Origin of the sequence: Candidatus Palauibacter sp., from assembly GCF_965213655.1 — a bacterium.
In the GTDB taxonomy this organism is placed as follows: domain Bacteria; phylum Gemmatimonadota; class Gemmatimonadetes; order Palauibacterales; family Palauibacteraceae; genus Palauibacter.
On sequence record NZ_CBDBZT010000003.1, the window covers coordinates 3,309,739 to 3,335,446 of the forward strand.

At 68.7% G+C, this 25,708-nt stretch carries 18 protein-coding genes; 7 read left to right on the forward strand and 11 right to left on the reverse strand.

Annotated elements, in window-relative coordinates; translation table 11 throughout:
* Window positions 1-10 precede the first annotated feature (10 nt).
* From ACOOGH_RS16755 to ACOOGH_RS16790, 8 genes are all read right to left on the reverse strand, one after another.
* Complete coding sequence (locus tag ACOOGH_RS16755) at window positions 11-1,126, reverse strand: hypothetical protein (protein WP_420449993.1); 1,116 nt, start codon at window positions 1,124-1,126, stop codon at window positions 11-13.
* A gap of 17 nt (window positions 1,127-1,143) precedes the next feature.
* On the reverse strand, window positions 1,144-1,479 hold the full coding sequence (gene qhpC / locus ACOOGH_RS16760; protein WP_420449994.1) for a quinohemoprotein amine dehydrogenase subunit gamma: 336 nt from the start codon (window positions 1,477-1,479) through the stop codon (window positions 1,144-1,146).
* A gap of 49 nt (window positions 1,480-1,528) precedes the next feature.
* Window positions 1,529-2,968: a quinohemoprotein amine dehydrogenase maturation protein gene (gene peaB / locus ACOOGH_RS16765; RefSeq protein ID WP_420449995.1), complete on the reverse strand. Its 1,440-nt coding sequence runs from the start codon at window positions 2,966-2,968 to the stop codon at window positions 1,529-1,531.
* The gene (gene peaA / locus ACOOGH_RS16770) at window positions 2,965-4,746 is read right to left on the reverse strand and encodes a quinohemoprotein amine dehydrogenase subunit alpha (RefSeq protein WP_420449996.1); all 1,782 of its coding nucleotides are present in this window, start codon (window positions 4,744-4,746) and stop codon (window positions 2,965-2,967) included. The genes peaB and peaA overlap by 4 nt, the downstream gene beginning before the upstream one ends.
* Before the next feature lie 114 nt (window positions 4,747-4,860).
* On the reverse strand, window positions 4,861-6,441 hold the full coding sequence (locus ACOOGH_RS16775) for an NAD(P)/FAD-dependent oxidoreductase (protein WP_420449997.1): 1,581 nt from the start codon (window positions 6,439-6,441) through the stop codon (window positions 4,861-4,863).
* Window positions 6,410-7,084 (reverse strand): hypothetical protein, encoded by a 675-nt coding sequence (locus ACOOGH_RS16780; RefSeq protein WP_420449998.1) that lies wholly within the window; start codon window positions 7,082-7,084, stop codon window positions 6,410-6,412. Before ACOOGH_RS16780 ends, ACOOGH_RS16775 begins: the two co-directional genes overlap by 32 nt.
* A gap of 67 nt (window positions 7,085-7,151) precedes the next feature.
* Window positions 7,152-8,177 carry a peptidyl-alpha-hydroxyglycine alpha-amidating lyase family protein gene (locus tag ACOOGH_RS16785; RefSeq protein ID WP_420449999.1) on the reverse strand — a complete coding sequence of 342 codons (1,026 nt, stop codon included), beginning with the start codon at window positions 8,175-8,177 and terminating at the stop codon, window positions 7,152-7,154.
* 82 nt (window positions 8,178-8,259) lie between these two features.
* Entirely contained in the window at window positions 8,260-9,672 is a 1,413-nt protein-coding gene (locus ACOOGH_RS16790; RefSeq protein WP_420450000.1) for a HupE/UreJ family protein, read from the reverse strand.
* 206 nt (window positions 9,673-9,878) lie between these two features.
* Here ACOOGH_RS16790 and ACOOGH_RS16795 point away from each other — a divergent pair, with 206 nt between their 5' ends.
* Both ACOOGH_RS16795 and ACOOGH_RS16800 read left to right on the forward strand, forming a co-directional pair.
* Complete coding sequence (locus ACOOGH_RS16795) at window positions 9,879-11,075, forward strand: hypothetical protein (RefSeq protein ID WP_420450001.1); 1,197 nt, start codon at window positions 9,879-9,881, stop codon at window positions 11,073-11,075.
* 11 nt (window positions 11,076-11,086) lie between these two features.
* Complete coding sequence (locus tag ACOOGH_RS16800; RefSeq protein ID WP_420450002.1) at window positions 11,087-12,283, forward strand: hypothetical protein; 1,197 nt, start codon at window positions 11,087-11,089, stop codon at window positions 12,281-12,283.
* A 21-nt stretch (window positions 12,284-12,304) separates the two neighbouring features.
* On the opposite strand, the gene ACOOGH_RS16805 is transcribed toward ACOOGH_RS16800, so the two are convergent.
* Window positions 12,305-14,887 (reverse strand): TonB-dependent receptor plug domain-containing protein, encoded by a 2,583-nt coding sequence (locus ACOOGH_RS16805; RefSeq protein ID WP_420450003.1) that lies wholly within the window; start codon window positions 14,885-14,887, stop codon window positions 12,305-12,307.
* Window positions 14,888-15,086: 199 nt separating this feature from the next.
* Here ACOOGH_RS16805 and ACOOGH_RS16810 point away from each other — a divergent pair, with 199 nt between their 5' ends.
* Window positions 15,087-18,272 (forward strand): WD40/YVTN/BNR-like repeat-containing protein, encoded by a 3,186-nt coding sequence (locus ACOOGH_RS16810; RefSeq protein ID WP_420450004.1) that lies wholly within the window; start codon window positions 15,087-15,089, stop codon window positions 18,270-18,272.
* Window positions 18,273-18,311: 39 nt separating this feature from the next.
* Here ACOOGH_RS16810 and ACOOGH_RS16815 read toward each other — a convergent pair whose 3' ends face one another.
* Window positions 18,312-19,097 (reverse strand): hypothetical protein, encoded by a 786-nt coding sequence (locus tag ACOOGH_RS16815; protein WP_420450005.1) that lies wholly within the window; start codon window positions 19,095-19,097, stop codon window positions 18,312-18,314.
* Window positions 19,098-19,260: 163 nt separating this feature from the next.
* Here ACOOGH_RS16815 and ACOOGH_RS16820 point away from each other — a divergent pair, with 163 nt between their 5' ends.
* The 4 genes from ACOOGH_RS16820 to ACOOGH_RS16835 all read left to right on the forward strand — a co-directional run bounded on the left by ACOOGH_RS16820 (window position 19,261) and on the right by ACOOGH_RS16835 (window position 25,091).
* The gene (locus tag ACOOGH_RS16820) at window positions 19,261-20,685 is read left to right on the forward strand and encodes an alkaline phosphatase PhoX (protein ID WP_420450006.1); all 1,425 of its coding nucleotides are present in this window, start codon (window positions 19,261-19,263) and stop codon (window positions 20,683-20,685) included.
* Between the two features lie 59 nt (window positions 20,686-20,744).
* Window positions 20,745-21,320 carry a septal ring lytic transglycosylase RlpA family protein gene (locus ACOOGH_RS16825; protein WP_420450007.1) on the forward strand — a complete coding sequence of 192 codons (576 nt, stop codon included), beginning with the start codon at window positions 20,745-20,747 and terminating at the stop codon, window positions 21,318-21,320.
* A 256-nt stretch (window positions 21,321-21,576) separates the two neighbouring features.
* A complete protein-coding gene (locus ACOOGH_RS16830) occupies window positions 21,577-24,744 on the forward strand; it encodes a peptidase S9 (RefSeq protein WP_420450008.1) in 3,168 nt (1,055 codons plus the stop codon).
* A gap of 5 nt (window positions 24,745-24,749) precedes the next feature.
* Window positions 24,750-25,091, forward strand: a complete 342-nt coding sequence (locus ACOOGH_RS16835; RefSeq protein WP_420450156.1) for a phage holin family protein — start codon at window positions 24,750-24,752, stop codon at window positions 25,089-25,091.
* 20 nt (window positions 25,092-25,111) lie between these two features.
* On the opposite strand, the gene ACOOGH_RS16840 is transcribed toward ACOOGH_RS16835, so the two are convergent.
* Entirely contained in the window at window positions 25,112-25,708 is a 597-nt protein-coding gene (locus ACOOGH_RS16840) for an iron-sulfur cluster assembly accessory protein (protein ID WP_420450009.1), read from the reverse strand.

Sequence of the window (25,708 nt, forward strand, 5' to 3'; positions counted from 1 at the left end):
GCTGCCGGGATCAACCCGGATCGGGCACCACGACGACGCTCGTCATGTCGGCGTCCAGCGTGACCGTGCGCAGGAACTCGAACGTCTCTTCATCGTAGACGTCGATCGTGCTCCCGGCATTGTAGACGTACAGCTTCTCGCCGTCGGCGCTCGGCATCAGCAGCATCCGCGGCCGCCCCGCGAAGGTGACGCGTCCGGCCACGCGCCGGCCCTCGAGATCGAACTTCCACATCTCGTAGTGTCCGATTTCGGACTTGAGTCCGTACCCCTTGGTCCCATCCGGAGAAAGCACGAACGACACTCCCTCGTCGGGGCCGATGGGGTGGAAATCCACGTCCTGCGCCGCCAGGTCCACGGTCGCGATACCCATGAGACGACGGTTCTGGAGCGGGTCCGTCATGCGGAAGAGGCCCGTGTATACGCCGTCCACCTCCTGGTACGGGCTGCGCCCGAAGGGGAGCCTCATCTCGCCCAGTCCTGGTTCGAAGGGCTCGGAGATCTCCCAGCGGTCCACCTCCTCGAACGTCTCCGCGTCGAGCACGACGAGATCGTCCGCGAACATGTACAGGAGGTCTCCGTCCGGAGAGAAGCGGAAGTTGGTGTTTCGTCGCTCCTCCCCGTCCGGCCACGGGATCGTGTCGGTCACCTCGTAGGTCGTGAGGTCGAAGCGAAGCAGCGTCGGATCGTCGATCCGGTACCGGTCCGCGAGCTTGGTGCGGCTCTGCACATGCATCGCCATCCATTCCTGGTCCGGGTGGACCTGGAAGGAACGGATCCACGTACGCGTCGAGCCTTCGCTCAGCGTGAACTCGCCGACGGACTCCTTGGAGGGAAGCGCGACGATCTCGATCGTCTCGAAGAAGGGGTCCAGCACGTAGAGCCGCGACCGATCTTCGGAGACGTCGACACGGAGCGAGATCGCACGTTTGACCGGGATCCGGTCCACGACTTCCTCGCTGGCTTCGTCCCAGACGATCACTTCGTTGCTGTAGTTGCCCATGTACCAGTGGGCGTTGCGGCCATTCCCCTGCGCCTCCAGCGTCCGAACCCCTGTCAGGGCGCAGGCGATGGCGGCGGCGGCGATACCGACAGCCTTCGATGTCCGTCCCGGGCAGCTCCGAATCATGGTGAACACCGTGCGGATCACGGGAAGACGAGGTCCAGCTTCCGCCAGTCCTTCTGCGCCGACGCGCACTGCGACGTCCAGTCCGGCGAGTGGTTGAGCTGGTCGGGCACATGCGCGGGCCAGAAGCAGGCAAGGTGGCAGTCGAACAAGTCCCGCTCCACCGGCTGGCACAGCCCGGCGGTCCCGCCGCTCGAGTCCACCTCCCAGCCGGGCGAGAACACGAGCGAGCAGCCCAGCGGAATGTGCGGTCCCTCCGGCGGCCGGCTCTCGAGCCCCACCACGTCCAGCTCTTCTCGAGCGAGCTGCGCCTCGATGCGGCCGGCCTTCTGGTTGATCGGCTTCAGTTGTTTCACGACTCTCCCCCTCGCATGCGAAGGTCGGCCGGGCCCGCGCCCGGCCCCGTCAATGGTCGAAGCGGGCCAGGTACTCCGGGTTCCGCTCCGACAACTCTCCGTAGATCTCCAGACACGTGTGCGTCCACGTCCGCACCCAGTTGCAGAAGTGCAGGTTGGGCGCGTTCGTCTCTCCCGTCCGCGTGTACGCCTCGTGGTAGCAGCCGCCCGAGCAGATCGGGCGGGCCCAGCATGTATGGCAGTCCGTCTTGTTCTTGATGTGGTGGTCCTCGAGGAAGTCCTTCTGCCGCTCGCGGTCGATCCCCTCGGCGACGGTCCCGAAGCTGTGGTCGTTCGAGTAGGCGAAGCGGTGGCAGAGCGCCACGTCGCCCCCCGTCGTCACGCCCATCAGCCCGAGCCCGGCCCCGCACGGGTACGCCTTGCTCACGCCCTTGTGGATCTCCTCCAGCGTGTCCTTCACGTTCGAGAAACCGTGGTGCCGGTTCTGCACCGCGTGCTCCAGCCAGTCGCGCGCCAACTCGTCGAACTGGCGCAGCATGCGGTCGTATCCTTCGTCCTCGATCTCGTAGTCGCGCCCGGAGGAGGTCGTAACCGGCGCGAAGCCCACCTCCCAGAACCCCATCTCGTCGGTGAGGTGACGGTAGATGCGGTGGATGTCGAGGTTCTCGCGCGTGAGCGTCACGCGCGCGCCGATCGGACGGGACTTGTGCCGCTTGAGCAGTGCCTTGATCCGCGGCTTGACCGTCTCGTAGGAGCCCTTCCCGCTGTGGAAGACGCGCATGCGATCCTGCATCTCCTTCGGCCCGTCGATGGAGACGGTGACGCCGATCTCGTTGTCCGCCAGCCACTCGATGATGTCGGGGCGAAGGAGCGTCGCGTTCGTCGTGAGGCTGAATTCGAGCCGCTTCCCCTCCTCCTCGGCGCGGCGCCGGGCGTAGGCCACCGTGTCCTGGAGCACGGGGAAGTTGAGCAGCGTCTCGCCGCCGAAGAAGGTGAGGTGCGCGACTTCGATCGGTCCCGATTCCTTGAGGAGGAACTCGACGCTCTCCCGCGCGGTCTCATCTCCCATGAACTTCGGGTCGTCCGTGCAGGTCGTGTCGACGATTTTGTCTTCGCCGTACTCGTAGCAGTAGGTGCAGGCGAGGTTGCACTTGTTGGTGACGTTGAGGACCATCGTCGTGAGCGGGAAGCCGTCCGGCGGCAGGTCGTTCACGACCTGGTCGACGGGAGCCCCGGCCTCGCCGATGGCGCGGATCTGCTGGAGTTCGAGCAACCCGTCGTGCACGCGGTCGACGGGGTATCGGTCCGAGAGGGAGTTCACGACCTCGCCCGGCGAACGGGGTCCGTAGCTGAGCAGATCGAGGATGGCGGAGGACGCGGCATCGACCCGGAAGATGCCGGCCGAGGGGACGAGGTAGAGGAACCGCTCGCCCGACGCCTCGAAGGCATGAAACTCTCGCAACGCCAGTTGGCCGACCGGCTTGATCATGGCACCAGCCTCCCCGTCGGGACCCCCTGCCACGGGTCGAACTTGAGGTAGAGCGGCACCGTCACGATGAGGTGCGCCCGTGCGCGCAGACTCCGGGTTGCTCCGGGAGCCGCGTCGGCACCCGCATAGGTCGCCACGACCCACACGTCGCCCACGTTGTTTCGGTCGCCCACCCGGCTCTCGTTCGGACCATCGATGGCGGGGGTGAAGATCCCGTCCGATCCCAGCGCGCCGACGTACTGGATGTCGTCGTCGTCGAAGGTCGCGGCGTATTCCTCCATGCTCCAGGTCACCGGCACCCGCCCGAGCCGGAGGTCGTCCGCCGTGTTGGGCTCGCCATCCGGGCCGTCGTCCCACCCGATCGCGTCGTAGGGCTGATAGCCCTTCGGGAAGGCCGCGCCGCCGATCCGCGCCATGCCCGCGCGCGGCGTCACCTCGAGTCGGTCCACTCCGTCATGGACGCGGATCGCGCCCGGCAGGCCCACGCCGCCAAGGAAGAGATCGCGCCCGCCGACCGCCGCGTCATCATCGACCGAGAGGCGGACGGTGACCCGGCTCCCATCGCCACCGGCCACGGACTCGACGCGGACCCCCGGCCCGAAGTCGAAGTCCGCCGCGTCGGCATTCGCCGGGAGGTTGACGCCGTGTACGCGGAGTTCGGTGGACGAGGCGCCGGTGCGGATCGCCCGGGGGTGTACGCCGGACACGACGGGGCCGCCGCTCACGCGCGTCAGCTTCACGTCGGGGCCAAACTCGTCGTAGGCGCCCGCGAACCAGCGGCCCGTCATCGCCTGCCATCCGCGGTCCACCGTCATCACTTCCCGCAACTCGTCCGCGCCACCGGGATTCGATCGTCCGCGCCACTGATAGCCGGTATAGACGATGGACTGTCCGCTGCGGCTCACCTCCTGCCCCGACTCTGCGTACGTGTACGACGCTCGCGAGCGGAACTCATCGGGCGCGTCGCCGGCGGAGATCTCCACCGTACCGAAGATCTGACCCTTCCCGGGCTCGAACCCCGCCAGCGCCCAGGTGCCGGCGAGTCGCGGTGTCCGCATCGATGCCGACCAGGCGGACCATTCGGGCGTCTCGAGGGGAAAGGCCTCGGAGAGGTGGTCGATCGCCACGTCTACCGGCTGGGGTGCGTCGCCGTCCCCGCCCCTGAGGAAGCCCTGAAAATCGACGAGCGGGTAGAGGCCGCGGTGCGTCGCCATGAGGAGTTCCCACTCCTCGCGCGTGCGCCGCTGCGTGATGACGCGGCCCATGCTGTGACACTGGATGCAGGTGTTCTCGACGTCGCGATCCGCCTCGTACACGTGTTCGATGAGGCGGCGCTCGACCTCGAAACGGCCGGGCTCGAGTTCCTCCGGCGCGAGACCCTGCCGGTTGGAGAGGTAGCGAACGACCTCGCGCGCCTCGTCGGGGCCCAGGGAGACGTCGTTGAGCGCCATCATGCGGCGGACCGACGTCTGCCACCCCTCCGGCGTCTTCCGCTCGTAGGAGATCCGCGTCATCCGCCCCTGCTCGTCGCGCTCGTGGCAGCGCTGGCAGCGGACAATGATGATCTCGTTGTCGATCGGGTAGCCGTCATCGTCGGCCCGGATGGGGTCTCCGGCGGCGCCGGCGACCGGAGCGGCGGCGGGCTCGATGAGCGGTGCCTCGGGCATCCCGGGCACCTGGGGGAGGGTGCGGGCGCCCAGGAATACGAGCACACCGACGGCCATCCCGGCCGCCAGCACCCCGTGAATTGTCCCTCGCGCGGTCGCTTCGCGTCTCATCCATCCTCCGTTCGGAACCGGCTCAATTGTGCGCCCGCCGACCCGGGCGCGCCAGTCCGAAAGGCGTCTCCGGCACGTCCTCAACACGTCCTGCGATCGTCTGCCGGCCCTCCGTCAATCGTCGGCCAACTCGAGGAAACCGGCACCCACCGCGAAGGCGAGTGCGGCGAGAAAGTCCGGGAGCGGCGCCTCCATTCCGGGCCGGTTGTAGGCCTCGAACAGGTTGGGGACCTGGTCGGAGGTGGGTGCGAGATCGACGAGCCGCCGCAGATCGACGTTGCGCACGTAGCGCGCGCCGTCCGGGAGCCGGTCGGAGACCAGGTGAGCCTCGAGGGTGATCCGGTCGTCGACCACGGCGGGGCGGTGCACGGTCGAGAGCCCCGGGGCCGGGCGGAGATGCACGGCCGGCAGCGAGCGGATCGTCTCCCACGCCGTCCGCACCTCCGGGCGCGCCAGGTAGGCATCTGCCCGGCGCTCCGCGAGCGAGCGGTCTCCAGGTTCCGACACCGCGGGCGCTCCGGGTGCGGGGGTGGGTTCCAGGATGTCCGCGCCCGCTTCCCGGGCCGCGGCCAGACGAACCTCCCAGAACGCGTGGCCGCTCGCCTCGGCGGCCTGTTCGAGGAAAGGAACGGATAGCGCCCGGTAGGTGCGGTACACTTCGCGTTCACGATCGTCGTAGAAGTCGGAGGCCGGTTCGGCCATCGTCTCGTCTTCAAGTCCCGTGTGGGCGACGATCGCGGCGAGCCAGGCCGAGGCGAGTGCCTTCTTGACGCCGTACGAGGAGAGAGGGTCGATGAACGAGCCGGCGTCGCCGACGAGGAGCTGGCCCGGCCGGCCGTGCGAGGTCGCGCCGTAGAGCGACGCGGGACATGCCCGCACGGGCCCGTCCAGCCGTCCTTCGGCGAGGTGCTCGCCGAGCCGCGCCGCCTTGGCCAGTTCGGCGCGCCACATGCCGTCGAGGCCCCGTTCGCGCGCCAGGTGCGTGCGGCGCGGGTCGACCATCGCCGTCACGCAGCGGGTACGCGGCGAGGTGGGTACCGACCAGGCCCAGCCGTCGCGGTAGCTCTCGATGAGCGTACAGCCGGGGTCCGGCGGGGCGTGGCCGCGGGTCGAGGTCCAGCGGCCGACGAGCGCGAGCGTGGCGATCCCGCGTTCGCGGATTCGCAGCCCGTGGCGGGCGAGCACCCCGGCCCGGCCGGAGGCGTCGAGCACCCAACGGGCCCGGTAGCGCGCGGTCGAGGTGGCCACGCGCCAGCCATCGGGCCCCTCGGCCGTCTCGATGACTGGCCCGTCCGTCACGAGCCGCGCCCCCGCGTCGCGGGCCACGCCGTGGAAGGCGGCTTCCAGCGCCGCCCGGTCCGCATGGAAGCCGCGCTCGGGCGCCCCGAACCGTTCTTCCCGGCGGGGCAGCCCGGCCCACCACACGGTGTTGCCCTCGTTCGGCACGAGGCCCGCCGCGTCCAGGGCGTCGAGCGCCCCGACGCGTTCCAGCAGCTTGCGCGCCGAGCCGGGGATCGACTCGGCGAGCCATTTCGCCGGCGGGGCCGGCCGTGTGATCAGCGCGACATCATGCCCGCGCCGCGCCAGCGACGCCGCGACGGCGCAGCCGGCCGGCCCCCCACCGACGACCAGTACATCGGATGTCTCTGTTGCCAGGTCGGCTCTATCGCTCTCGCTGGCGCAGCACGTCGCCACCGCTCGGCCCGTCCGTGGCGAAGCAGTAGAAGCGGCCGTCGCCGCCCGTCCCGCGCAGGTTCTCGAGGCTGCAGCCCCGCGAACCGTGCGCCTCGTTCCACGACGTCGGGTTCTGGCCGCCACCCGTCCGGTCGTGGTGCCCGACGAGCGCGCTCCCCTCGCCGCCAGACGTCCAGTTGCTGCACGTCGTGTCCCCGTCCGCGTCCGAAGCCATGCCATTCATGAGCGAGCCGGTGAGGATGTCGTGCTGGTTCGGCTGGTCGCCCCGGCCGTTCACCTCATCGCCGTTCTCGGTGAGGATCGTGGCTTTGGTCAGGTTCGGGCCGTTGCTGTGCAGATGCTCGACGTCCCGGGCGATCATCGTGCCCGCGTGGTTGTACCACGGCCCGTCGCCGATCCGGTCGCGCGCGCTCACGCCGCCCGCGCCCGTCGTGCTGAGGTAGGCCCGCCACATGCGGTCCGGCAGCCCCGCCGCCGCGGCCAACGTCTCGCAGTACGCGTCCGCGCCCTCGATACCGCCGAGATCCGCGCCGTCCCCCGGATTCGAACTGGTGATGAAGAAGCTGATGTTCTCGTCCTGTGCCGCCGCCCCGCTCGCGCCGAACGCGAGGAGGAGGGCCAGAAGGCTCACTGTGCGCTTCATGTCAGAACTCCTGTCCTGGTTTACCACGTGCCGCTCGACCGGCACCCGTCCGCACGCCAGCAGCGCGCTAACGCCGGATGTACTTCCGCATCTGCCGCGGTCCGACCTCCGCCCCGTACAGGTTCCCGTGCGCGTCGATCGCGATCCCCTCGGCGCCGCTCGTTCCCGACCCGTCCTGATTCGGCTCCGGATCCGGGATGAAGGCCGTCACCCAGCCCGTCGCCGCGTCGCCGACGTAGATCCCGCGCAGCCATCCCTTGTTGCGGCGCGCGTTCGACTCCGAGTCCGTCGAGTACAGCACGTCGTTCTCGTCGATGAAGAGGCCGCTGGGACGCCCGAACTGATGCCACGTCTCGAGGTGGTTCCCCTCCTGGTCGAAGACCTGGACGCGGCTGTTGCCGCGGTCGCCGACGAAGAGACGTCCCTGCGAGTCCATGGCGAGCGCATGGGGATCCCGGAACTGGCCGTTCGCCGTCCCCGCGCTCCCCCACTCCATGAGGTATGTGCCGTCCGCCGAGAACTTGACGATCCGGTTGTTGCCTCCCGCGTCGTGCCCGTCCGCCACGAAGATCGTGCCGTCCGAGGTGACGAGGATGTCCGAGGGCTTGTTGAAGTGCCCCGGCCCGTCGCCCGCGACGCCCTTCTCCCCCAGCACCATCAGGACTTCGCCCTCGGGGCTGAACTTGTAGATCACATGCCCCCAGCCCTCCGGCACCGGCGCGTAACCCACGGCGTCGGCCACCCAAACGCTGCCGTCCGGCTCGACGAACATCCCGTGCGGCCACGCGATGAGGCCCGAGCCGAAGCTCCGTACGAGGTTCCCCTCGGTGTCGAAAAGCAGGATCGGGTCGACGTCGCTCTCGACGCACAGGTTCGCCCCGCAGCGCTCGCCCACCCAGATGTGCTCGCCGTCCGGCGCCGGATACACGGCGCTCGTCGCGCCCCACTGCCGGCCATCGGGCAACTGTCCCCAGCCATCAATCGCCATGTACGGGTTCGGCGCCGTCAACTGCGCCGCCAGCGCGCCTGCTCCCGCTGTGCCCGCCGCCAGCACGACTACCGCGGCAAGCATGATTCTCCCTGTGCCTCTCATCCGGCCTCCTTCCGTGTTGGGTCCGGGACGATGGGACGTGATCGCCCGGGCGGGCAAGCGCAAGCGGCGCCGTCGAAACGGGCTAATCCGCCAAGGCGGCCCGGCCACCCCCCTTCGCTTTCGCCGCCAGCTTGCCGAAGGGTCCGCTGATCACCCACGCCGCCCCCACGACGATCAGAGCCAGCGCCCCCCAGCGCATTAGCGCGGCGGCCAGCGCTCCGTCGAAGGCGGGCCAGGTGAAGCGGTATGCCAGCAGATCGGAGCCGCGGTCCGTCATCCAGTGCCAACCGGTGTGCGCCAGGAGCGCCGAGCCGATGATCGTCCCCACCCGCTCCGCGACCACCTTGCGGAACAGCAGTTCGACCACCGGAACGGCGATGGCGACCACGACGAGCTGCCCCAGTTCCACGCCCACGTTGAAGGCGAGCAGGGAAGCGAGCAGGTGCCCGCCGGCGAACTGGAGCGACTCACTGAGCGCGAAGGAAAACCCGAACCCGTGCACGAGCCCGAACCCGAACGCGAGCAGCCACCGCTTCCGCGGTCTCGCTCCGACGATGTTCTCGAGCGCCATGTAGACGATGGAGAGCGCGATCAGGGTCTCGATCAGCGGCGGGAACCAGAGCGCCCGCGGCGCGATCCCGAAGGCGGAGGCGATGAGCGTGATCGAGTGCGCGATCGTGAACGAGGTGATGACGGGCACGAGACCCCACAGCGTGCGCAGCGGGATGACGAGGCAGAGGAGGAAAAGCAGGTGGTCGATTCCGTCGAGGATGTGCGTGAAGCCAAGTGAAACGAAGCGCAGCGCCGCCTGGTGCCAGCGGGGGTCGAGCCGCACGAGTCCCGGATCGCCGACGTACTGGAAGACGCGCTCCGGCCGATCCGGCGGCCGCAGGCGCAGCACGGTGACCGTCCGCAGGCCGAGGTGCGCGAACGCCGGATCGATCGAGAAGCGGGACTCATCCGACTCGATATCGTACTCCAGCAGGACATCGAGCAGGGCCTGCCGCCACGGAAGCTGGAGCCCGGGGTCGAGCGGCGGGTCGTCGAAGTGCGCCAGGGCCGTCTCGTAACTGGTAAAGGAACGGTCCGACGGGATCGAGACCCGCGTCGCCACGATTCGGGGCTGGGCCAGCTGCCGGTCCTCCTCGAAGAAAGTCACGTAATCGGCGAGCCAGAGCTGTGCCGCGTCGACGAGGAAGGGGCCGGCCGCCTCGAGGTCGAGGTAGCCCAGGCCGTAGCGCGGAAACTCGATGTCCCGCATGGCTTCGAGCGGGGCCCTGACGAGAAAGCGGAGCCGCCCCCCCTCCGGCGAGACAAAGGCCTGCACGGTGACGTCCACCGGAATCTCGTGCGGCACGGCGGGGATCGCCTCGGCCGCGCGATCCGGCGCCGCCCGCGCCGCACCGGCCAGACTCGTCAGACCGTATAGAGCGAGGACGCACCCCATCAACAGCGCTGTGCGCCGGGTCGGACGGCGTGTGTTACCTCGCTTCATCCGCGATCCCCGAACTTCGTGAGCTTGGGAGAGCAACCTGGATCCGCCCGCAACGATGGCGCGGCCGGCTCGCGCCGTCGACCCCGGCAGCCCGCGGCCAGCGGATCTCTGGACGCGAGAGGACGGCATCTGTAGCGTGAATCGATCGGGAAAGGTCGGGGCCGGGCAACGCGGTAGCGATTCAGGATCCGCAAGGAGAAACAGTTATGAACGGGAAGCGGCAAACCCTCATCTTCGGTGCGGTCGCGGGCATCGCCATCGCGCTCGCGTGCGGCCAGGCGGCCATGGACGACGGGGCCCAGGCCAGCGAGGGGCAGGGCGTCAAGGCGCCGATGTTCGAGGTGGACCCGTTCTGGCCCAAGCCGTTGCCGGATCACTGGGTGCTGGGATCGGCCATCGGCGTCGGCGTGGACTCGCGCGACCACGTCTTCATCGTGCACCGCGGCAACCTCACGGAGCGCACCGAGGGCGGGGCCGACGCGGATCCGCCGATCGGCGAATGCTGCCGCGCCGCCCCCCCTGTGCTCGAGTTCGATCCCGATGGCAATCTCGTGAACGCGTGGGGAGGTCCCTCCGACGACTACGTGTGGCCCGGCTCGAACCACGGCATCACCGTCGACCACATGGACAACCTGTGGATCGGCGGTAACGGGCCGAACGACACGCACGTCCTCAAGTTCTCCCGCGATGGCGAGTTCCTGGCCTCCTACGGTGAGCCGGAGGCGGGCCCGGAGCCCGACAGCCACAGCGAGACGCGCTTCAACCGCGTGGCCAAGCTCTCCTTCGATGCCGCGGCCAACGAGGCCTATCTCGCCGACGGCTACGGCGGTCGCCGCGTCGCCGTCCTCGATGCCTCGACCGGGGCCTTCAAGCGTTACTGGGGCGCCTACGGCAACGCGCCCGATGATACCCGCACGCCCCCCTACGACCCGGATGCGCCGCTCATCCAGCAGTTCCGGACCCCGGTGCACTGTGCCGAGCCCTCGCTCGACGGCCTCGTGTACGTGTGCGACCGCCCCAACGACCGTATCCAGGTCTTCCAGACGGACGGGACGTATGTGGACGAGGTGCGGATCGCGCCTCGCACGCTGGGCGACGGTTCGACCTGGGACATCGCCTTCTCGCGCGACGCGGACCAGCAGTACATGTACGTCGCCGACGGGAAGAACATGCGCGTCTACGTCATGGACCGCGCCTCGCTCGAGGTCCTGACCAGCTTCGGGGACGGCGGCCGGCAGCCCGGCCAGTTCTTCGCGGTCCACAGCATCGCGACGGACTCGAACGGCAACATTTACACGACCGAGACCTACGAGGGGAAGCGCGTCCAGAAGTTCGTGTACATGGGCATGGGTCCGGTATCCGCCGAACACCAGGGCCCGCCCTGGCCGCGCGGCGACCAGTAAGAGGGAGAATCATGGACACGAAGCGTCGAACACTCATTTGTGGTGCCTTCGCGGCGGGCATCATCGCCCTCGCCTGCGGTCAGGCGGCGATGGACGACGCGGGTTCGGCCGACGCGGGAGACGGAGCCGGTGTCGAGGCGCCGATGTTCGAGGTGGATCCCTTCTGGCCCCGGCCGCTGCCGGAACACTGGCTGCTCGGTTCCACGATCGGGGTCGGCGTGGACTCCCGCGACCACGTGTTCATCATCCATCGCCGGGCTTCGATCAACCCGGGCACCGAGCTCGGAGCGGAAGCCGATCCGCCGACGAGCGAGTGCTGCCGCGCCGCCCCCGAGGTGCTCGAGTTCGACCCGGAGGGGAATCTCGTGAACTCATGGGGCGGCCCGTCCGACGACTACGTGTGGCCCGAGTCGAACCATGGGGTCACGCTGGACCACATGGACAACGTGTGGATCGGCGGCAACGGGGCGAGCGATTCGCACATCCTCAAGTTCACGCGCGATGGCGAGTTCCTCGCTTCGTACGGCCAACCGCAACTGGGGCTCGATCCGGACAGCCACAGTGAAACGCGCTTCAACCGGGTGGCGAAGGTCGCCTTCGATGCGGAGGCCAACGAAGCCTACGTCGCGGATGGCTATGGCGGCCGCCGCGTGGCGGTGCTCGACGCGTCGACGGGCGCGTTCAAGCGGTACTGGGGCGCCTACGGCAACGCGCCGGACGACACGCCCCCGCCGCCCTACGATCCGGATGCGCCACCTCTCCAGCAGTTCCGCACGCCCGTACACTGCGCCGACCCCTCGCTGGACGGTCTGATCTACGTCTGCGACCGTGCCGGCGACCGGATCCAGGTCTTCCAAAGGGACGGGACGTACGTGGACGAGATGATGATCGCGCCGCGCACGCTGGGCGCCGGCTCGACCTGGGATATCGCATTCTCCCGCGATCCCGAGCAGCGGTACATGTACGTCGCCGATGGGTCGAACCACAGAGTCTACGTCGTGGACCGGGCCTCGCTCGAGGTTCTGACCAGCTTCGGCGACGGGGGCCGGCAGCCGGGCCAGTTCATCGGCGTCCACAGCATCGCCACCGACTCGAAGGGCAACGTCTACACGACCGAGACGTACGATGGGAAGCGGATCCAGAAGTTCGTCTACATGGGCATGGGCCGTGTGCCGGCCGAACAGGGCCCCCTCTGGCCCGACGGCTAGGACCTCTGACCCGGCCTGTCCCTAGGAGACCTGCAGGCGCGCGTACAGGTAGCGGCCGTTGAATCCCATCGCCGAGAACGAGCGGTAGGGGAAGATCCCTCCGAACGCGTCCACCCGCGTCGGGAAGGCATCGAACAAGTTCTCGGCGCCGACTGTGAGTCGCCACGCACCGGTCAGGTCGACGTGGACTCCCGCATCGAAGAGGACCCTCGGTTCGAGGCGTCGGATTCTGTGGGGGTGTTCGCCGACGCCGAGCGCGCGCAGTTCCTCCTGCGCCCCGTAGTAGTTCGCTCCGAGGCCGAACTCGAACGCTCCGGTCGAGAACCCGGTCCTGAACACGCCCCGCCAGTCCGGGCGCCCCTCCTCGAGGAAGAAAACGTCGAACCCGTTGTAGATCCTGTACGATTCGTCTCGCAGCGCCTCGTTCTCCTTCACGCAGGCGGCGATGTCGCCCTCCGGGCAGCGACCGCGGACCTGCCCCCAGTTCGCCGATGCACTGAACTCGAGGCGTGAGGCCTCCGCGAGACGCCGCCCCCACGTGACCCGCGCATCGACACCGTACGACCGCAGGTCGATCGCGTTGGAGAAGAAACGGATGGATTCCACCGGAAGATCCGCCAGCAGGTGATCGACGAGGCCGCTGACCCCGCTGACCAGTCGGTCGGAGAGGAGGATGGCGTCGTCCACCTCCGTCGCATAACCGTCGATCGTCAGGTGCAGGTCGTCGGCCGGCGTGAGCGCGAACCCCGCGCTGACGGAGCGCGACCTCTCCCCCCGGAGGGGTGAGGCGCCGACGGCCCGCGCTTCCGGAGCGCCCACCGGGAATGTGCCCGCCTCGAACCGCGAGGGGACGCCCGGGTCGTCGGGGTCCTCGCGGCGTCGCGCCGTGACGTGTCCGTAGTGGGACTGGCTCAGCGCCGGAGGCCGGAAACCCGTGGACACGCTCGCCCGGAAGACGGCGTCCGCTGAGAGGGCGACGCGCAGCGCGAACTTCCCGTTCAGCGTGCCGCCGATGCCGCTGAAGCGCTCGTAGCGTCCCGTCGCGGAAGCCAGGAGATACCGCGTCAGGGGCGCATCGACCTCACCGTGGACGCTGAAGCTCGACCGGTTCCAGCTCCCGGCCTCCTCCGGCCGGAAACCGGTGAAGAGTTGGGAGCCTGCGGCCGCGACGCCGCCGCTCTGGGTCGGGTGGAAGCCGTCGACTCTGGATGCGTGTTCTCCCGCAAGAATCCGGTAGTTGTCCAACCGGAGCGTCGCGCCGAGGCGGAGGCGCAGCGGACCCGCGCCGAGGCCCGTGTCGATCCTGCGCCACACGTCCGCATTCGCGAGGAACTGCCGGCTCTCGAGCCCGCCGGTGGAGAACCGGGTCCGGTTCGGGATCCCCGGGTCGTCCGCCGTCCCCGGGATTCCGTCCGCGCCGGGCGCGCACGCCGACTCGAGGCAGGGCCCGAGCGAGGGGTTGAGCGTGTCGAAGAGGTCGTTGTCGGCCCGGTTCGAGCCGTACTGGGCGTTCAGATCCCAGCCCCGGCTCTCCTCGTCTCCGCCCCCCCGAAAACCCGTGACGAGGGAAAGGTCCCGCGTGTCGGAGTCGAAGCCGGGGAGGAAGCCGAGTGGATGGATCGCCGGCCAGTTGCGATCGTCCATCGAACGCACGAAGAAACCCGAGTGAAGGTCCCGGCGCCGGCTGTAGCCGCCGAACGCGTACAGTTCAGGGTCCCCGCGCGCGTCGCCGAAGGGGCGCTCGAAGTTTGCGAACAGCATGAAGTTCGACGACTCACCGTCCCCCCACAGGTGGTTCGGCTGCTCCACGTCGTTGTGCTTGCGGATGACGAGACCCCGGTCGACGAAGTCCGCGTCCCCGGGGAGGAGTTGATCGCGCCCGTCGGCGCCCGCGCGGTTCGTGGGTTCCCGCTGGCTGAACGCGCCCGTGAGGTTCAGGACGCCTCTGCGGCCGATGCCCAGTCCCCAGTTGCCCGACAGGCCGTAGCGCAGCCCGTCGTCATCCCATTCGTCGGGAAGGTGGTGGCCTACGGAGACGATGAACTCGGGCGCCGAGACCGTGTTCCGGAGACGCAGGTCGATGAGGCCGGCGATCGCGTCGGAGCCGTGCCGCGTCGCGCCCCCGTCGCGTGCGACTTCCACGCGCTCGATCGCCTGGAGCGGGAACGCGTTGATGTCCACGCCGCTCGCGCCCGGGAAGGGACCCCCGCCCAGCGCGTGCACGACCGCCGTGGGATGGCGGCGTTTCCCGTTCAGCAACACGAGCGTGTGGTCCGGCGAGAGGCCGCGGAGCTGGAAGGGCCGGACGCCCGACGTGAGGTCCACGACCTGCCGGCGCGGGAAGTAGGCGGCAGGCAGGAGTTCGTTCAGGGCGGAAGCGAGTTCGGATTGTCCGGTTTCGAGAATCTCCGTACGCGAGAAGACCCGGACGGCCGGGTCCATCCGCTGACGGACCTCTTGCTCGAGCGTGTCTGCGCGCGCGCCACCCTCCACGCCCGACTGCGCTTCGGCGGCGCGAGGGATGGCAGCGGAGTAGGTCGCGGTACCGGCGAGGAGGAGCGTCCGGAGCGCCGACCGCGCGCAGTCCAAACGGAGCCGCGTCACGAGACGCTATCCGGGGTCGACGAAGGGGTCATCCCGCATGTTCACACACGCTCGCGCCGAGCGCCAACATGCCGGCGCCGCGTCACAAGCAGGCGCCGGCGGACGCCGCCATCCACCCGCGCGGCTGTTCGGCACGCGGGCAGATCGCGAGATTCGGGGCTCGGCTCCGCTTGACGACCTTCGAAGGAGACGGCAACCCGTGGCAGAATCCCGCATCGCCCGACCGATGACCCGAATCGCACGGTCCCTGCTCGCGCTGGCGCTTGTCGGCACTTCGACGCCCGCGGCCACATCCGCCCAGCCCGTCGACGACGGATTGCTCGATCTCCTCGAGTGGCGCTCGATCGGCCCCACGCGCGGCGGCCGCGTGCTCGGCGTGGCCGGCCACCCATCGGATGATCTCGTCTTCTATCAGGGCGCCGCCGGCGGCGGCGTCTGGAAGACGGACGACGGCGGGGCGAACTGGCGCAACGTCTCCGATGGTTATTTCGGCACCGGTTCCGTGGGGGCCGTCGAAGTCAGCGGCTCCCACCCGGACATCGTGTACGTCGGCATGGGCGAGACGTGCATCCGCGGCAACGCCTCTCACGGCGATGGCGTCTACCGCTCCGACGACGGCGGGACGAGCTGGCGGCACCTCGGACTCGCGGAGACGCTCCAGATTGCCCGGGTGCGCGTGCATCCGGAGAACCCGGACGTCGCCTGGGTGGCCGCGCTCGGCGACGCGTGGGGCGCAAGCGAGGCGCGCGGCGTCTACCGCACGCGCGATGGCGGCACCACCTGGGAGAAGGTCCTGTACCGGGACGAGAACTCGGGCGCGATCGACCTCGTCCTCGATCCCTCGAACCCCGACATCCTCTACGCCTCGCTCCTGGAGTTGCGCCGGTTCCCCTGGGGCTTCCGCAGCGCGGGGCCCGGCACCGGACTCTTCAAGAGCACGGACGGCGGCGACACCTGGACCGAACTGACCGACAGCCCCGGCCTCCCGTCCGGCCTCAAGGGACGCATCGGGATCACCGTCTCGCCGCGGAACTCCGACCGCCTGTGGGCGATCATCGACGCGGCGCGCGGCGTGAAGGGGATCTTCCGCTCCGATGATGCGGGAGAGACGTGGATGCGGGTGAACGAGGACGCCAACCTCCTCCAGCGCCCTTGGTACTACCACCACATCGTGGCGGACCCCGGCGACGAGAACACCGTCTTCGTCCTCAACGTCTTTCTCTGGAAGTCGACCGACGGAGGCGAGAACTTCTCGCGCGTCTTCACGCCGCACCCGGATCACCACGATCTGTGGATCGACCCCGCCAATCCGCGCCGGATGGTCAACGGGAGCGACGGAGGCGCTGCGGTGAGCTTCGACGGGGGCCTCTCCTGGTCGAGCCTCCTGAATCAGGCGACGGCGCAGATGTACCATGTGACCGCCGACAACCAGACGCCGTACCGCCTCTACGCCTCCCAGCAGGACAACACCTCGATCTCCGTCCCCAGCCGCTCCGATTTCGGGCGCATCTCGATCGAGGACTGGTACACGGTCGGCGGAGGCGAGGACGGCTACATCGCGGTGAACACCGAGGATCCCGACATCGTCTACGCGGGGGACCACCACTGGGTGTACCGTTACGATCACCGCAACCGGCAGGTGCGCGACATTTCCCCGAACCCGGAGACGCATTATGGCTGGGGCTCGGCTGACATCAACTACCGCTTCTGGTGGACGTACCCGGTGATGACGTCGCCGCACGACCCGGACGTCCTCTACGTGACGTCGCAACATGTGCACCGCACGACGGACGAAGGCCACAGCTGGGAGGTCATCAGCCCGGACCTCACGCGCGCCGACCCGAGGACGCTGGAGCCGACCCCCGCCTACGAGGCCGAGGACACCGGAGAGTACTGGGGACCGATCACGCGCGAGGCCTACGGCCCCGAGTGGTACGCGACGATCTTCGCGTTCGCCGAGTCGCCGCTCGAGCCGGGGCTCCTGTGGGCGGGATCGGATGACGGGTACATCCACGTGTCGCGCGATGGCGGCGCGAACTGGGAGGACGTGACCATCCCGGACCTGCCCGAGTTCGCGCTCATCTCCATCCTCGAGCCTTCGCAGCACGACCCCGCCACGGCGTACGTCGCCGCGACGCGCTACAAGCTCTCCGATCATGCCCCCTACCTGTACCGGACGACGGACTACGGGGAGACGTGGACGCGGATCACGACGGGGATCCCCGACAACGATTTCACGCGTGTAATCCGTGAGGACCCGGGCAGGGCGGGGCTCCTGTACGCCGGTACCGAGCGCACGGTCCATGTCTCGTTCGACGCGGGGGACTCGTGGCAGCCCTTGAGCCTCAACCTCCCGGTCGTCCCGATCCACGACCTCGTGCTCCGCGACGGTGACATCGCGGCGGCCACGCACGGACGCTCGTTCTGGGTACTGGACAACGTGCAGTTGCTCCACCAGGTGGGGGCCGGGGAGATGGCGAGCGAGCCGAGACTCTTCCGTCCGCGGACCACGACGCGCTTCAACCCGGGCGCCTCCCCCGCCGCCCTGTTTTCGGCGATGGGACGGCCCGGGGCGGGAGATCCGGCCGGGGCGAACCCGCCGGATGGCGTCGTCATTTCCTACTACCTGCCCGAGGCGGCGGCGGGCGGGGTCTCACTCCGCATCCTCGAGGGCCGCGCGCTGATCCGCGAGTTCTCGAGCGAAACCGAAGCGGCGGCGGCCGGCATGGACTTCTTCGGGGCCGGCGGGGGCGTCTCGACGCTGTCCGCCGGAGCCGGCGCGCACACCTTCGTGTGGGATCTGCGCGTGGAGTCGGCGCGTGTGCTCGACGACGCCGTCTTCCAGGGAAGCGCGCAGGGTCCCCGCGTGCCGCCCGGCGACTACACCGTCGAACTCGATCTCGGCGACCGCACGCTCTCACAGCCTTTCGAGGTCGTCAGGGATCCGAGGGTGGACGTGACGGACGAGCAACTGCGCGCCCAGTTCGAGTTCCTGCTCGAAGCGAGAGACCGCCTGACCGAGACCATGGAGCTTGTGGCGAGAATCCGCGACCTGCGCGAGCGTGCCGAGCAGGCCGTGGAGCGCGGCGGAGGAGGGGACCGTCTGCAGGCCGCGCTCGAGGAGTTGAACGGCGAACTCTATCCGGTTGAGGAGCGCCTCGTGCAGTACCGGGCGCGCGCCGGGCAGGACCTGATCGCGAACCCGACTGCCATCGACAGCAAGCTGGCGCGGCTCATGGGCTTCGCGTCAATGGGAGACGGCCCGCCCACGCAGGGGCAGCTCGACCTGCTGGCCCGGCTCGCCGCCGGCATCGAGACGCGCACGGCGGCGGTGGACGAGATCGAACGGACGACATGGACGAATCTCGTGCGGCTCGTGCCGTAGCGGGCTCGCGGACTGGCGTGCGGAGGCCGCTCCCTGCGGCTAGCGGTTCCGCAGCGTGATGTTGATCCCACCCACGAAGCCGTCGCCTCCGTAGCGCGCGGACGCCTCGGTCCGCGTCAGAATCTCGATGCGGCTCACTTCATCGATCGACAGGTCGCGGATCGCCCCGATCGTGTCGGGCTCCCGCCGTTCGTTGATTCTCAACTGGACCGACTGCATCCCGCCGGCGCGGGAGCTCGATGTCGCGGAGATGAGGAGGATCACCTCCCCCGCCCCGCTCATGCGCTCGAACCTGAGGAGCTGGTGTCGGCGCAGCAGGTCGTACACGCTCATTTCGGGCAGGTTGAGGAGGTCGTCGGCGCGAATGATCTCCGAGCTGAACGCCCGGCCGGATCCTCCGCTCCCGCCTCCGGAAAGCGATCCGATCTCCTCCCTCACGTCGGGCTCGCCCGTGAGCGAGATGAACAGATCCTGCTGGGCGAGCGCCGCCGCCGTCGTGTACGGGACGGGCTCACCGCGCCGGTCTCCGAGGAGGGCCCGCAGCGAGACCTCCATGTCCTTGGGCAGCCCGCACATGATGAAGAGGCCTTCCAGGTTGGTCTGGACTTCGATGCGCTGCCTGGCGTTGTCCTGCACCCAGCTGGCGGCGACGGTCGCGCCGGGAACGATGGTCTCCCCCTCGGGATCCGTCAGGTAGCCCACGACGGCCGCTTCCGCGGTCTCGTCCCCCGTAGGACAGAAGTCGATGTACGACTGAGCCGCCGCGGTGTTCGCGACGACCAGAAACAGGACAGGCGCCAAGAGGCGCACGAACGAGTGCCGCATTTTCGACCTCTCTCTGCTCGGCGGTTTTCTTGCGTAGCGCGCGTATGCGGGCACAACGCCAGCGGATGTCGCGGTGCGAGCGATCCACCAACCATTTAGGATACTCCCGGTCCGATTCGCGTTTAGTCCGGGGGTCCGGCCAGGAGCCGGTCGCCCCATAAACATGCCCGTACCCCGCAAGATGCTGCAGGTGCCGCCGGGGGCGCTACGGAGGAATCAACTGAGCAAGATCGCCAGACGCGAGTTCGTGCGCCGGGCCGGACGCTGGGCGGGGACCGCGGCGCTCGCGCCTTCGCTCCCCGGCCTTGCGGCCTGCACCGGCCGCGCGGTCGCCTCGGGCGCGGCTGCCGCGGGCACCGGATACGGGCCCCTGCGCCCCGCGGGCCCCGAACTCGCTCTCCCCGACGGGTTCTCCTACGCGGTCCTCGGCGTGGAGGGCCAGCCGATGTCGGACGGACGGCCGACGCCGCGTGCCCACGACGGGATGGGACTGTTCCCCGTGAGCGATGACGTGGTCCGGCTCGTGCGGAATCACGAAGATCAGGATCCTCCGGGCGTCGCGGTGCCCCTGGTCTCGCCGGAGTTGGCGTATGATCCGTTGGCGGGCGGAGGCACGACGACGCTGGAGGTCCGGATCGAGGCCGACGGGAGTCCGACCCTCCTGCGCGATTTCGTGAGTGCGGGCGGGACGTTGATCAACTGCGCGGGCGGCACGACGCCGTGGCGCAGCTGGTTGACGTGCGAGGAGACGACGTTCGGTCGAGGCCGCGGCTGGTCCGTCCCCCACGGCTATGTGTTCGAGGTCCCGGCCGACGCCGACGAGCCGGTGGCGGCCGAACCGATCCGCGAGATGGGGCGGTTCGTGCATGAGGCCATCGCCGTCGATCCCGCGACGGGATTTGTCTACGAGACGGAAGACTACAACCGACGCGCCGGCTTCTACCGCTTCAGGCCTCACGTCCCCGGTTCTCTGAGGGACGGGGGCGCTCTCGAGATGCTGGCCGTGCGGGACGCACCTCAGGTGGATCTCCGGACCGACCAGCGTCCGGGCGAGTGGCGCGGCGTCGAGTGGGTGCCGATCGAGAACCCGGATCCTCCGGATGCGGAGCGCCGCGCGACGACGGTCTGGGAGGAGGGATATGAGGCGGGAGGCGCACGCTTTTCTCGCCTCGAGGGCTGCTGGCACGCGGACCGGAGCATCTACTTCCACGCGACGAACGGGGGCGATGCCCAGCTGGGACAGGTGTGGCGCTACGTGCCGGAGGAAGAGGCGCTCGCGCTCGTCTTCGAGTCGCCGTCGGAGGATGTACTCGCCGGGCCGGACAACCTGACGGTCAGTCCCCGCGGGGGGATCCTGATCTGCGAAGACAATTCGGGTGCGACGCACCTACGGGGGCTGTCGCCCGCGGGGGAGATCTTCTCCTTCGCCCGGAATCTCCTGAACTCGCGGGAATTCGCGGGCGCCTGCTTCAGCCCCGATGGCCGCACGCTCTTCATCAACATTCAGGGGGACACGATCTCGATGGGACCGGGGAACCTCGGCCTCACACTCGCGATCTGGGGACCGTGGGAACGAGGCCCCCTCTAACCGGCCGCCACGGACTGCCAGGCGCGGCGCTCGCGGTTGCGCTCTCGGGGCAGGCATGCGTGTGGGCCGTACCGCTGGAGACCACGCCCTCCACCGATCCCTCGATCTACGTCGTCGGCTGGAGCCAGACCGGTATCGCCTCGTGGTATGGCGAGCCGTTCCACGGACAGCCAACCGCGTCCGGCACCATCTACGACATGGATGGGATGACGGCCGCCCACCAGACGATCCCGTTCGGGACCCGCATCCGCGTGGACAACCTCGAAAACGGCCGCTCCATCGATCTGGTCGTGAACGATCGGGGCCCGTTCGTGCGGGGACGGATCCTCGACGTAACCCGGACCGCCGCGCTCGACCTCGGCATGATGGGTCCCGGCACGGCCCGCGTGCGGATCACCGTCACCGAGGCGGCCAACACGGTTTCCGCGCGCGGCGGCTGCGTCGTCGTCCAGGTGGCTTCGTACCGCGAGCGGGAGAGCGCCGAGGCGAAGCTGCAGGAGGTTGTACGCGCGGGGTTCGACGCCTCGATCGAGACGTACGGAGACGTCCACCGCGTCGTGGCCGGTCCGTTCGCGGAGGAACCCGCGGCTCGCCGCGCGCACGAGGCGCTGGGCGGATTCCAGCGCCGCTGCTGACGGCCGGGGGGGCTCCGGCGCACGCCGGGAAGGTGACCCGGTTCGCGCTCGGGTCGTGATAGTGTTGTGTCGCGGAAGCCCGGGAGCTGCAAACAGCCGGGATGCGATACGACGCTGAAGCGGAATAGCGAAGGCTCAGAGCCTCAGGTAGCTTTCGACACTCCCTGACTGCTCGCCGTCCGCGAGGCGGCACGCCCGCCCCGGGGCCCCAGGAACCCGGGCAGGTCGATGGCAGTAGTCTCCTGGAGGAGGTTGTATGCTTCGGAGAACCCACGCGCTCGTCGCGCTCGCCGCTCTCGCGGTCTTCTCGGCCCCCGCCGCTTCCGTTCTGGAGGGGCAGGCCGGCCGGTATTTCGGCCGGAACAAGGTGGTCTACGAGTCGTTCGATTTCGAGGTGCTCAAGACGCAGCACTTCGACATCTACTACTACGAAGAGAGCGCGGTCGGCGCGCAGATGGTCGGCCGTCTGGCCGAGCGCTGGTACGCCCGCCTCTCCCGGGTGCTCAACCATGAGTTCCGCGAGCGCCAGCCGATCATCCTCTACGCCGACCACCCGGATTTCGAGCAGACGAACACCTCCGGTCAGTTCATCGACGAAGGCACGCAGGGCTTCACCGAGATCCTGAAGCGGCGGCTCGTCATGCCGATGATGGTGTCGATCCACGAGACCGATCACCTGCTCGGCCACGAACTCGTGCACGCGTTCCAGTTCGACATGACGGGGCAGGGGACGGGAGGCCCGGGGCTGGACGTGCCGGGCGCGATCCGGCTCCCGCTCTGGTTCATCGAAGGCATGGCCGAATACCTCTCCATCGGACCCATCGACCCGTTCACGACGATGTGGATGCGGGACGCTCTGGATCTGGAGGACGGGTTCCCGACCATTCCGGAACTCGCCGACCCGCGGTTCTTCCCGTACCGCTACGGCCACGCCTTCTGGTCCTACATCGGCGGCGCGTTCGGGGACGACCGGATCGGCCGGATCCTCAACCTCGCCGCGCGCACGGGGAATGCGCTGGCGGCGATCGAAGCCGTCCTCGAGGTGCCGATCGGCGAGCTTTCCGACCGCTGGAAGAGCGAACTCGAGACCTATTTCGCGGATGCGCGCCAGGAGACCAGCTCCCCCGACGACTACGGGCGCCGCGTCATCTACGAGCCTCCTGCGGAGGGGAAGCTCCACCTCGGCCCGGCGCTGAGTCCCAACGGCCTGGACATGGTCTACGTGTCACAGAGCGACCTCTTCTCGATCGAAATGTTCGGGGCCGACGCGCACACCGGAGAGGTGAAGCGTCGCCTCACGAACAACGCGGTCGACCCGCACTTCGAGAGCCTCCAGTTCATCCACTCGGCGGGGGACTGGCACCCGAACGGCCGGCTGTTCGCGGTCGCCGGCATCAAGACGGGGAACCCGCTGCTCACGATCATGGAGGCGGAGAGCGGTAATATCGTCAGGGAGCTCCCGGTCGAGGGGTTTCAGCTGGGCGCCATCTTCACGCCGAGCTGGTCGCCCGACGGGTCGCACATCGCGTTCAGCGGCCACTCGGCCGGGTTCACCGATCTGTATGTGATGAACGTCGAGACGGAGCAGCTGACGCGGCTCACCGCGGACCCGTTCGCCGACCTCCAGCCCGCGTGGTCGCCCGATGGGCGGTCGCTGGCGTTCACGACGGACCGCTTCACGACCGACCTTGAGTTGCTCGTCCCGGGACCCTACCAGATCGCGCTCGTGGATGTGGAGAGCGGGGAGATCGAGCCGCTGCCGGGGTTCGACGACCAGTTCCGGAACTACAATCCGCAGTGGGCGCCGGACGGCCGGAACCTGTACTTCGTGTCGGACCACGACGGGATCGCCAACCTCTACCGGCTCGACGTCGAAACGCGGGAACGGTATCTGATCACCGACCTGTGGACCGGCGTGAGCGGGCTGACGGCCATCAGCCCGGCCGTATCCGTGGCCCGCGGCACGGGCGATGTCGCCTTCAGCGTGAACAAGGGCGGCCCGTTCAGCTATGAAATCTATGTGATCGACGACCCGGAGATCCTGGCCGGGGAGCCGGCACCAGAGATGCTCGTCGGCGTCGACGCCTCGATCATCCCGCCCCGCGAGCGGTTGTCGACCTCGCACGCGGAACTACTCGACAACGCCCGTCTGGGGCTGGCCGATCCGATCACCTTCGAGGAGGGCGAATTCCGGTCCCCGTTGTCCCTCGACTTCGTCTCGCAGCCCACGATCGCCTTCGGGGCGAGCGACTTCGGCGTCTTCTTCGCGGGCGGCGCGGCACTGTTTTTCTCGGACCTGCTCGGCAACCGCACGCTCCAGACCATCCTCCAGGTCAACACGAGCTTCGGGGATCTGGTTCAGGGGACGGCGGCCCTCGCGGGCTACGAGAACCGGTCCAGCCGCTGGAACTGGGCCTTCATTGGGGGGCAGGTGCCGTACGTCTCGCGCCAGATCAGCTACCAGCAGGTACTGCTGGGGGAGCGGTACGTGAACGTCTTCCGGGATTTTCGCTGGTTCGAGATCAACCGGGAGATGACCGGGATCGTCGCCTATCCGTTCAACCGCAACTCGCGCATCGAGTTCTCCGCTTCCGCCCGCCAGGTCGACTTCTCGGGTGAGATCGAGGAGTTCGGTTTCGACGCCTTCACCGGTCAGCTGCTGGCCGACGAGGTGACGGATCTGAGGGACTGTGAGGGAGGAGAAACGGTGTCGTTCAGCGGTCAGCCCTGCGCGCCGGAGTCGCTGTACACGGCAAGCGGAAGCGCCGCCCTCGTATACGACAGCTCGATCTTCGGCGGTACGAGCCCGATCGCCGGACAGCGCTACCGGCTGGAGGTGGAGCCGGCCGTGGGGACGCTCAACTTCCTCACGGTCACGGGCGACGTCCGCCGATATGTCCGCGCCGGGCCGTTCACGGTGGCCGGCCGGGGCCTTCACTTCGGCCGGTGGGGGGGCGGTTCGGACGACTGGCGCCTGGGCCGACTCTATCTCGGGGTGCCGTCCCTCGTACGCGGGTACGATAACAGATCCATCGATGTCGTTGAGTGCACGACCGCCGGCGGGCAGGTCGGGTTCTTCAATTGTCCTCTCATCGGGAACCTCATCGGCAGCCGCGTGGCGGTAGGCAACCTGGAGCTGAGGCTTCCGCTCCTGGGCGGGATCGGCGTGGTCCAGGCCCCGGGCGTGCCGCCGGTCGAGGTCGGCCTCTTCTATGACGTGGGCAAGGCGTGGTCGGGCGAGACGCCCGCGAACTGCCCGGAGATGAACTGCGGGTTCGAGGATCGGAACTGGGTGTCGAGCGCCGGCTTCCTGACGAGGGTCAACCTCTTCGGCCTCATGATCGCGGAGGTCAATCTCGTCCGACCCTTCGACCGCCCCGAAAAGGGCTGGATCTGGCAGTTCAACCTCACCCCGGGATTCTGAACCTGATCAGGAGCTGGTTGGTCAACGCGGTGGCGCTCTACGCGACCGCGCGGCTCCTGGCGGGGGTCCGGGTCGAGAACCCGGAGGCGCTCATGGGCGGGGCGCTCGCGATCGGCCTCATCAACGCGATCGTCCGGCCGATCCTGCGCTTCGTGACCTTCCCGATCACCGTGCTGACGCTGGGACTGTTCTACTTCGTCCTCAACGGCCTGATGTTCCAGCTGGCCGCCTCACTGATTCCGGGGTTCGAACTCGATGGCCTGGTGGCGGCCATCGGCGGGGCACTCGTGATGTCCGTCGTCGCGACGGTGCTCCACCTCTTCCTGAAGCCGAAAAAGAAGAAGTAGCCGGCAGTCGTCGGAAGCCGCTAGGCGTAGTAGGGGTTGCTGCCGGCGGCGTGGTCGGTCACGTCCTGCACGTCGACGATCTCGGGCGCCGCATCGCGGATCATCTGTTTGATCCCCTGCGTGAGCGTCACGGAGGCCATGCCGCAGCCCTGGCACCCGCCACCCATCGTCACGTAGACGACGTTGTCGCGGATGTCGACGAGGCGCACGGTGCCGCCGTGCGAGGCCACGCCCGGGTTGATCTGCTCGTCGATGACGCGGCGCACGCGGTCGACGAGCGGCCCGTCGAGCGGCCCGGCGCCGAGCGGCTGGATGTTGGGATTGTTGAAGTGGAAGCCGGAGCCCTGAAGCGATTCCACCCAGTCGATGCGGGTTCCCGCCAGGATGTCGGCGCTCTTCGAATCCACGACGACCTCGAAGCCGGAGGCGTCGAACGACTGGTCCTCCGCTTCCCGCTCGAAGGGCTCGATGAGGGCCATCTCGTATTCCGGCGCGATGGGGCTCGCGTTCTGGACGCTCACGCGTACCGCGAGGCCTTCCGCGGGGTCCTCGGCGATGAACGATCGGATCCGCTCGCAGGCGGCATCCGTGAATTTCAGAAAATCCTGTTCGGACAC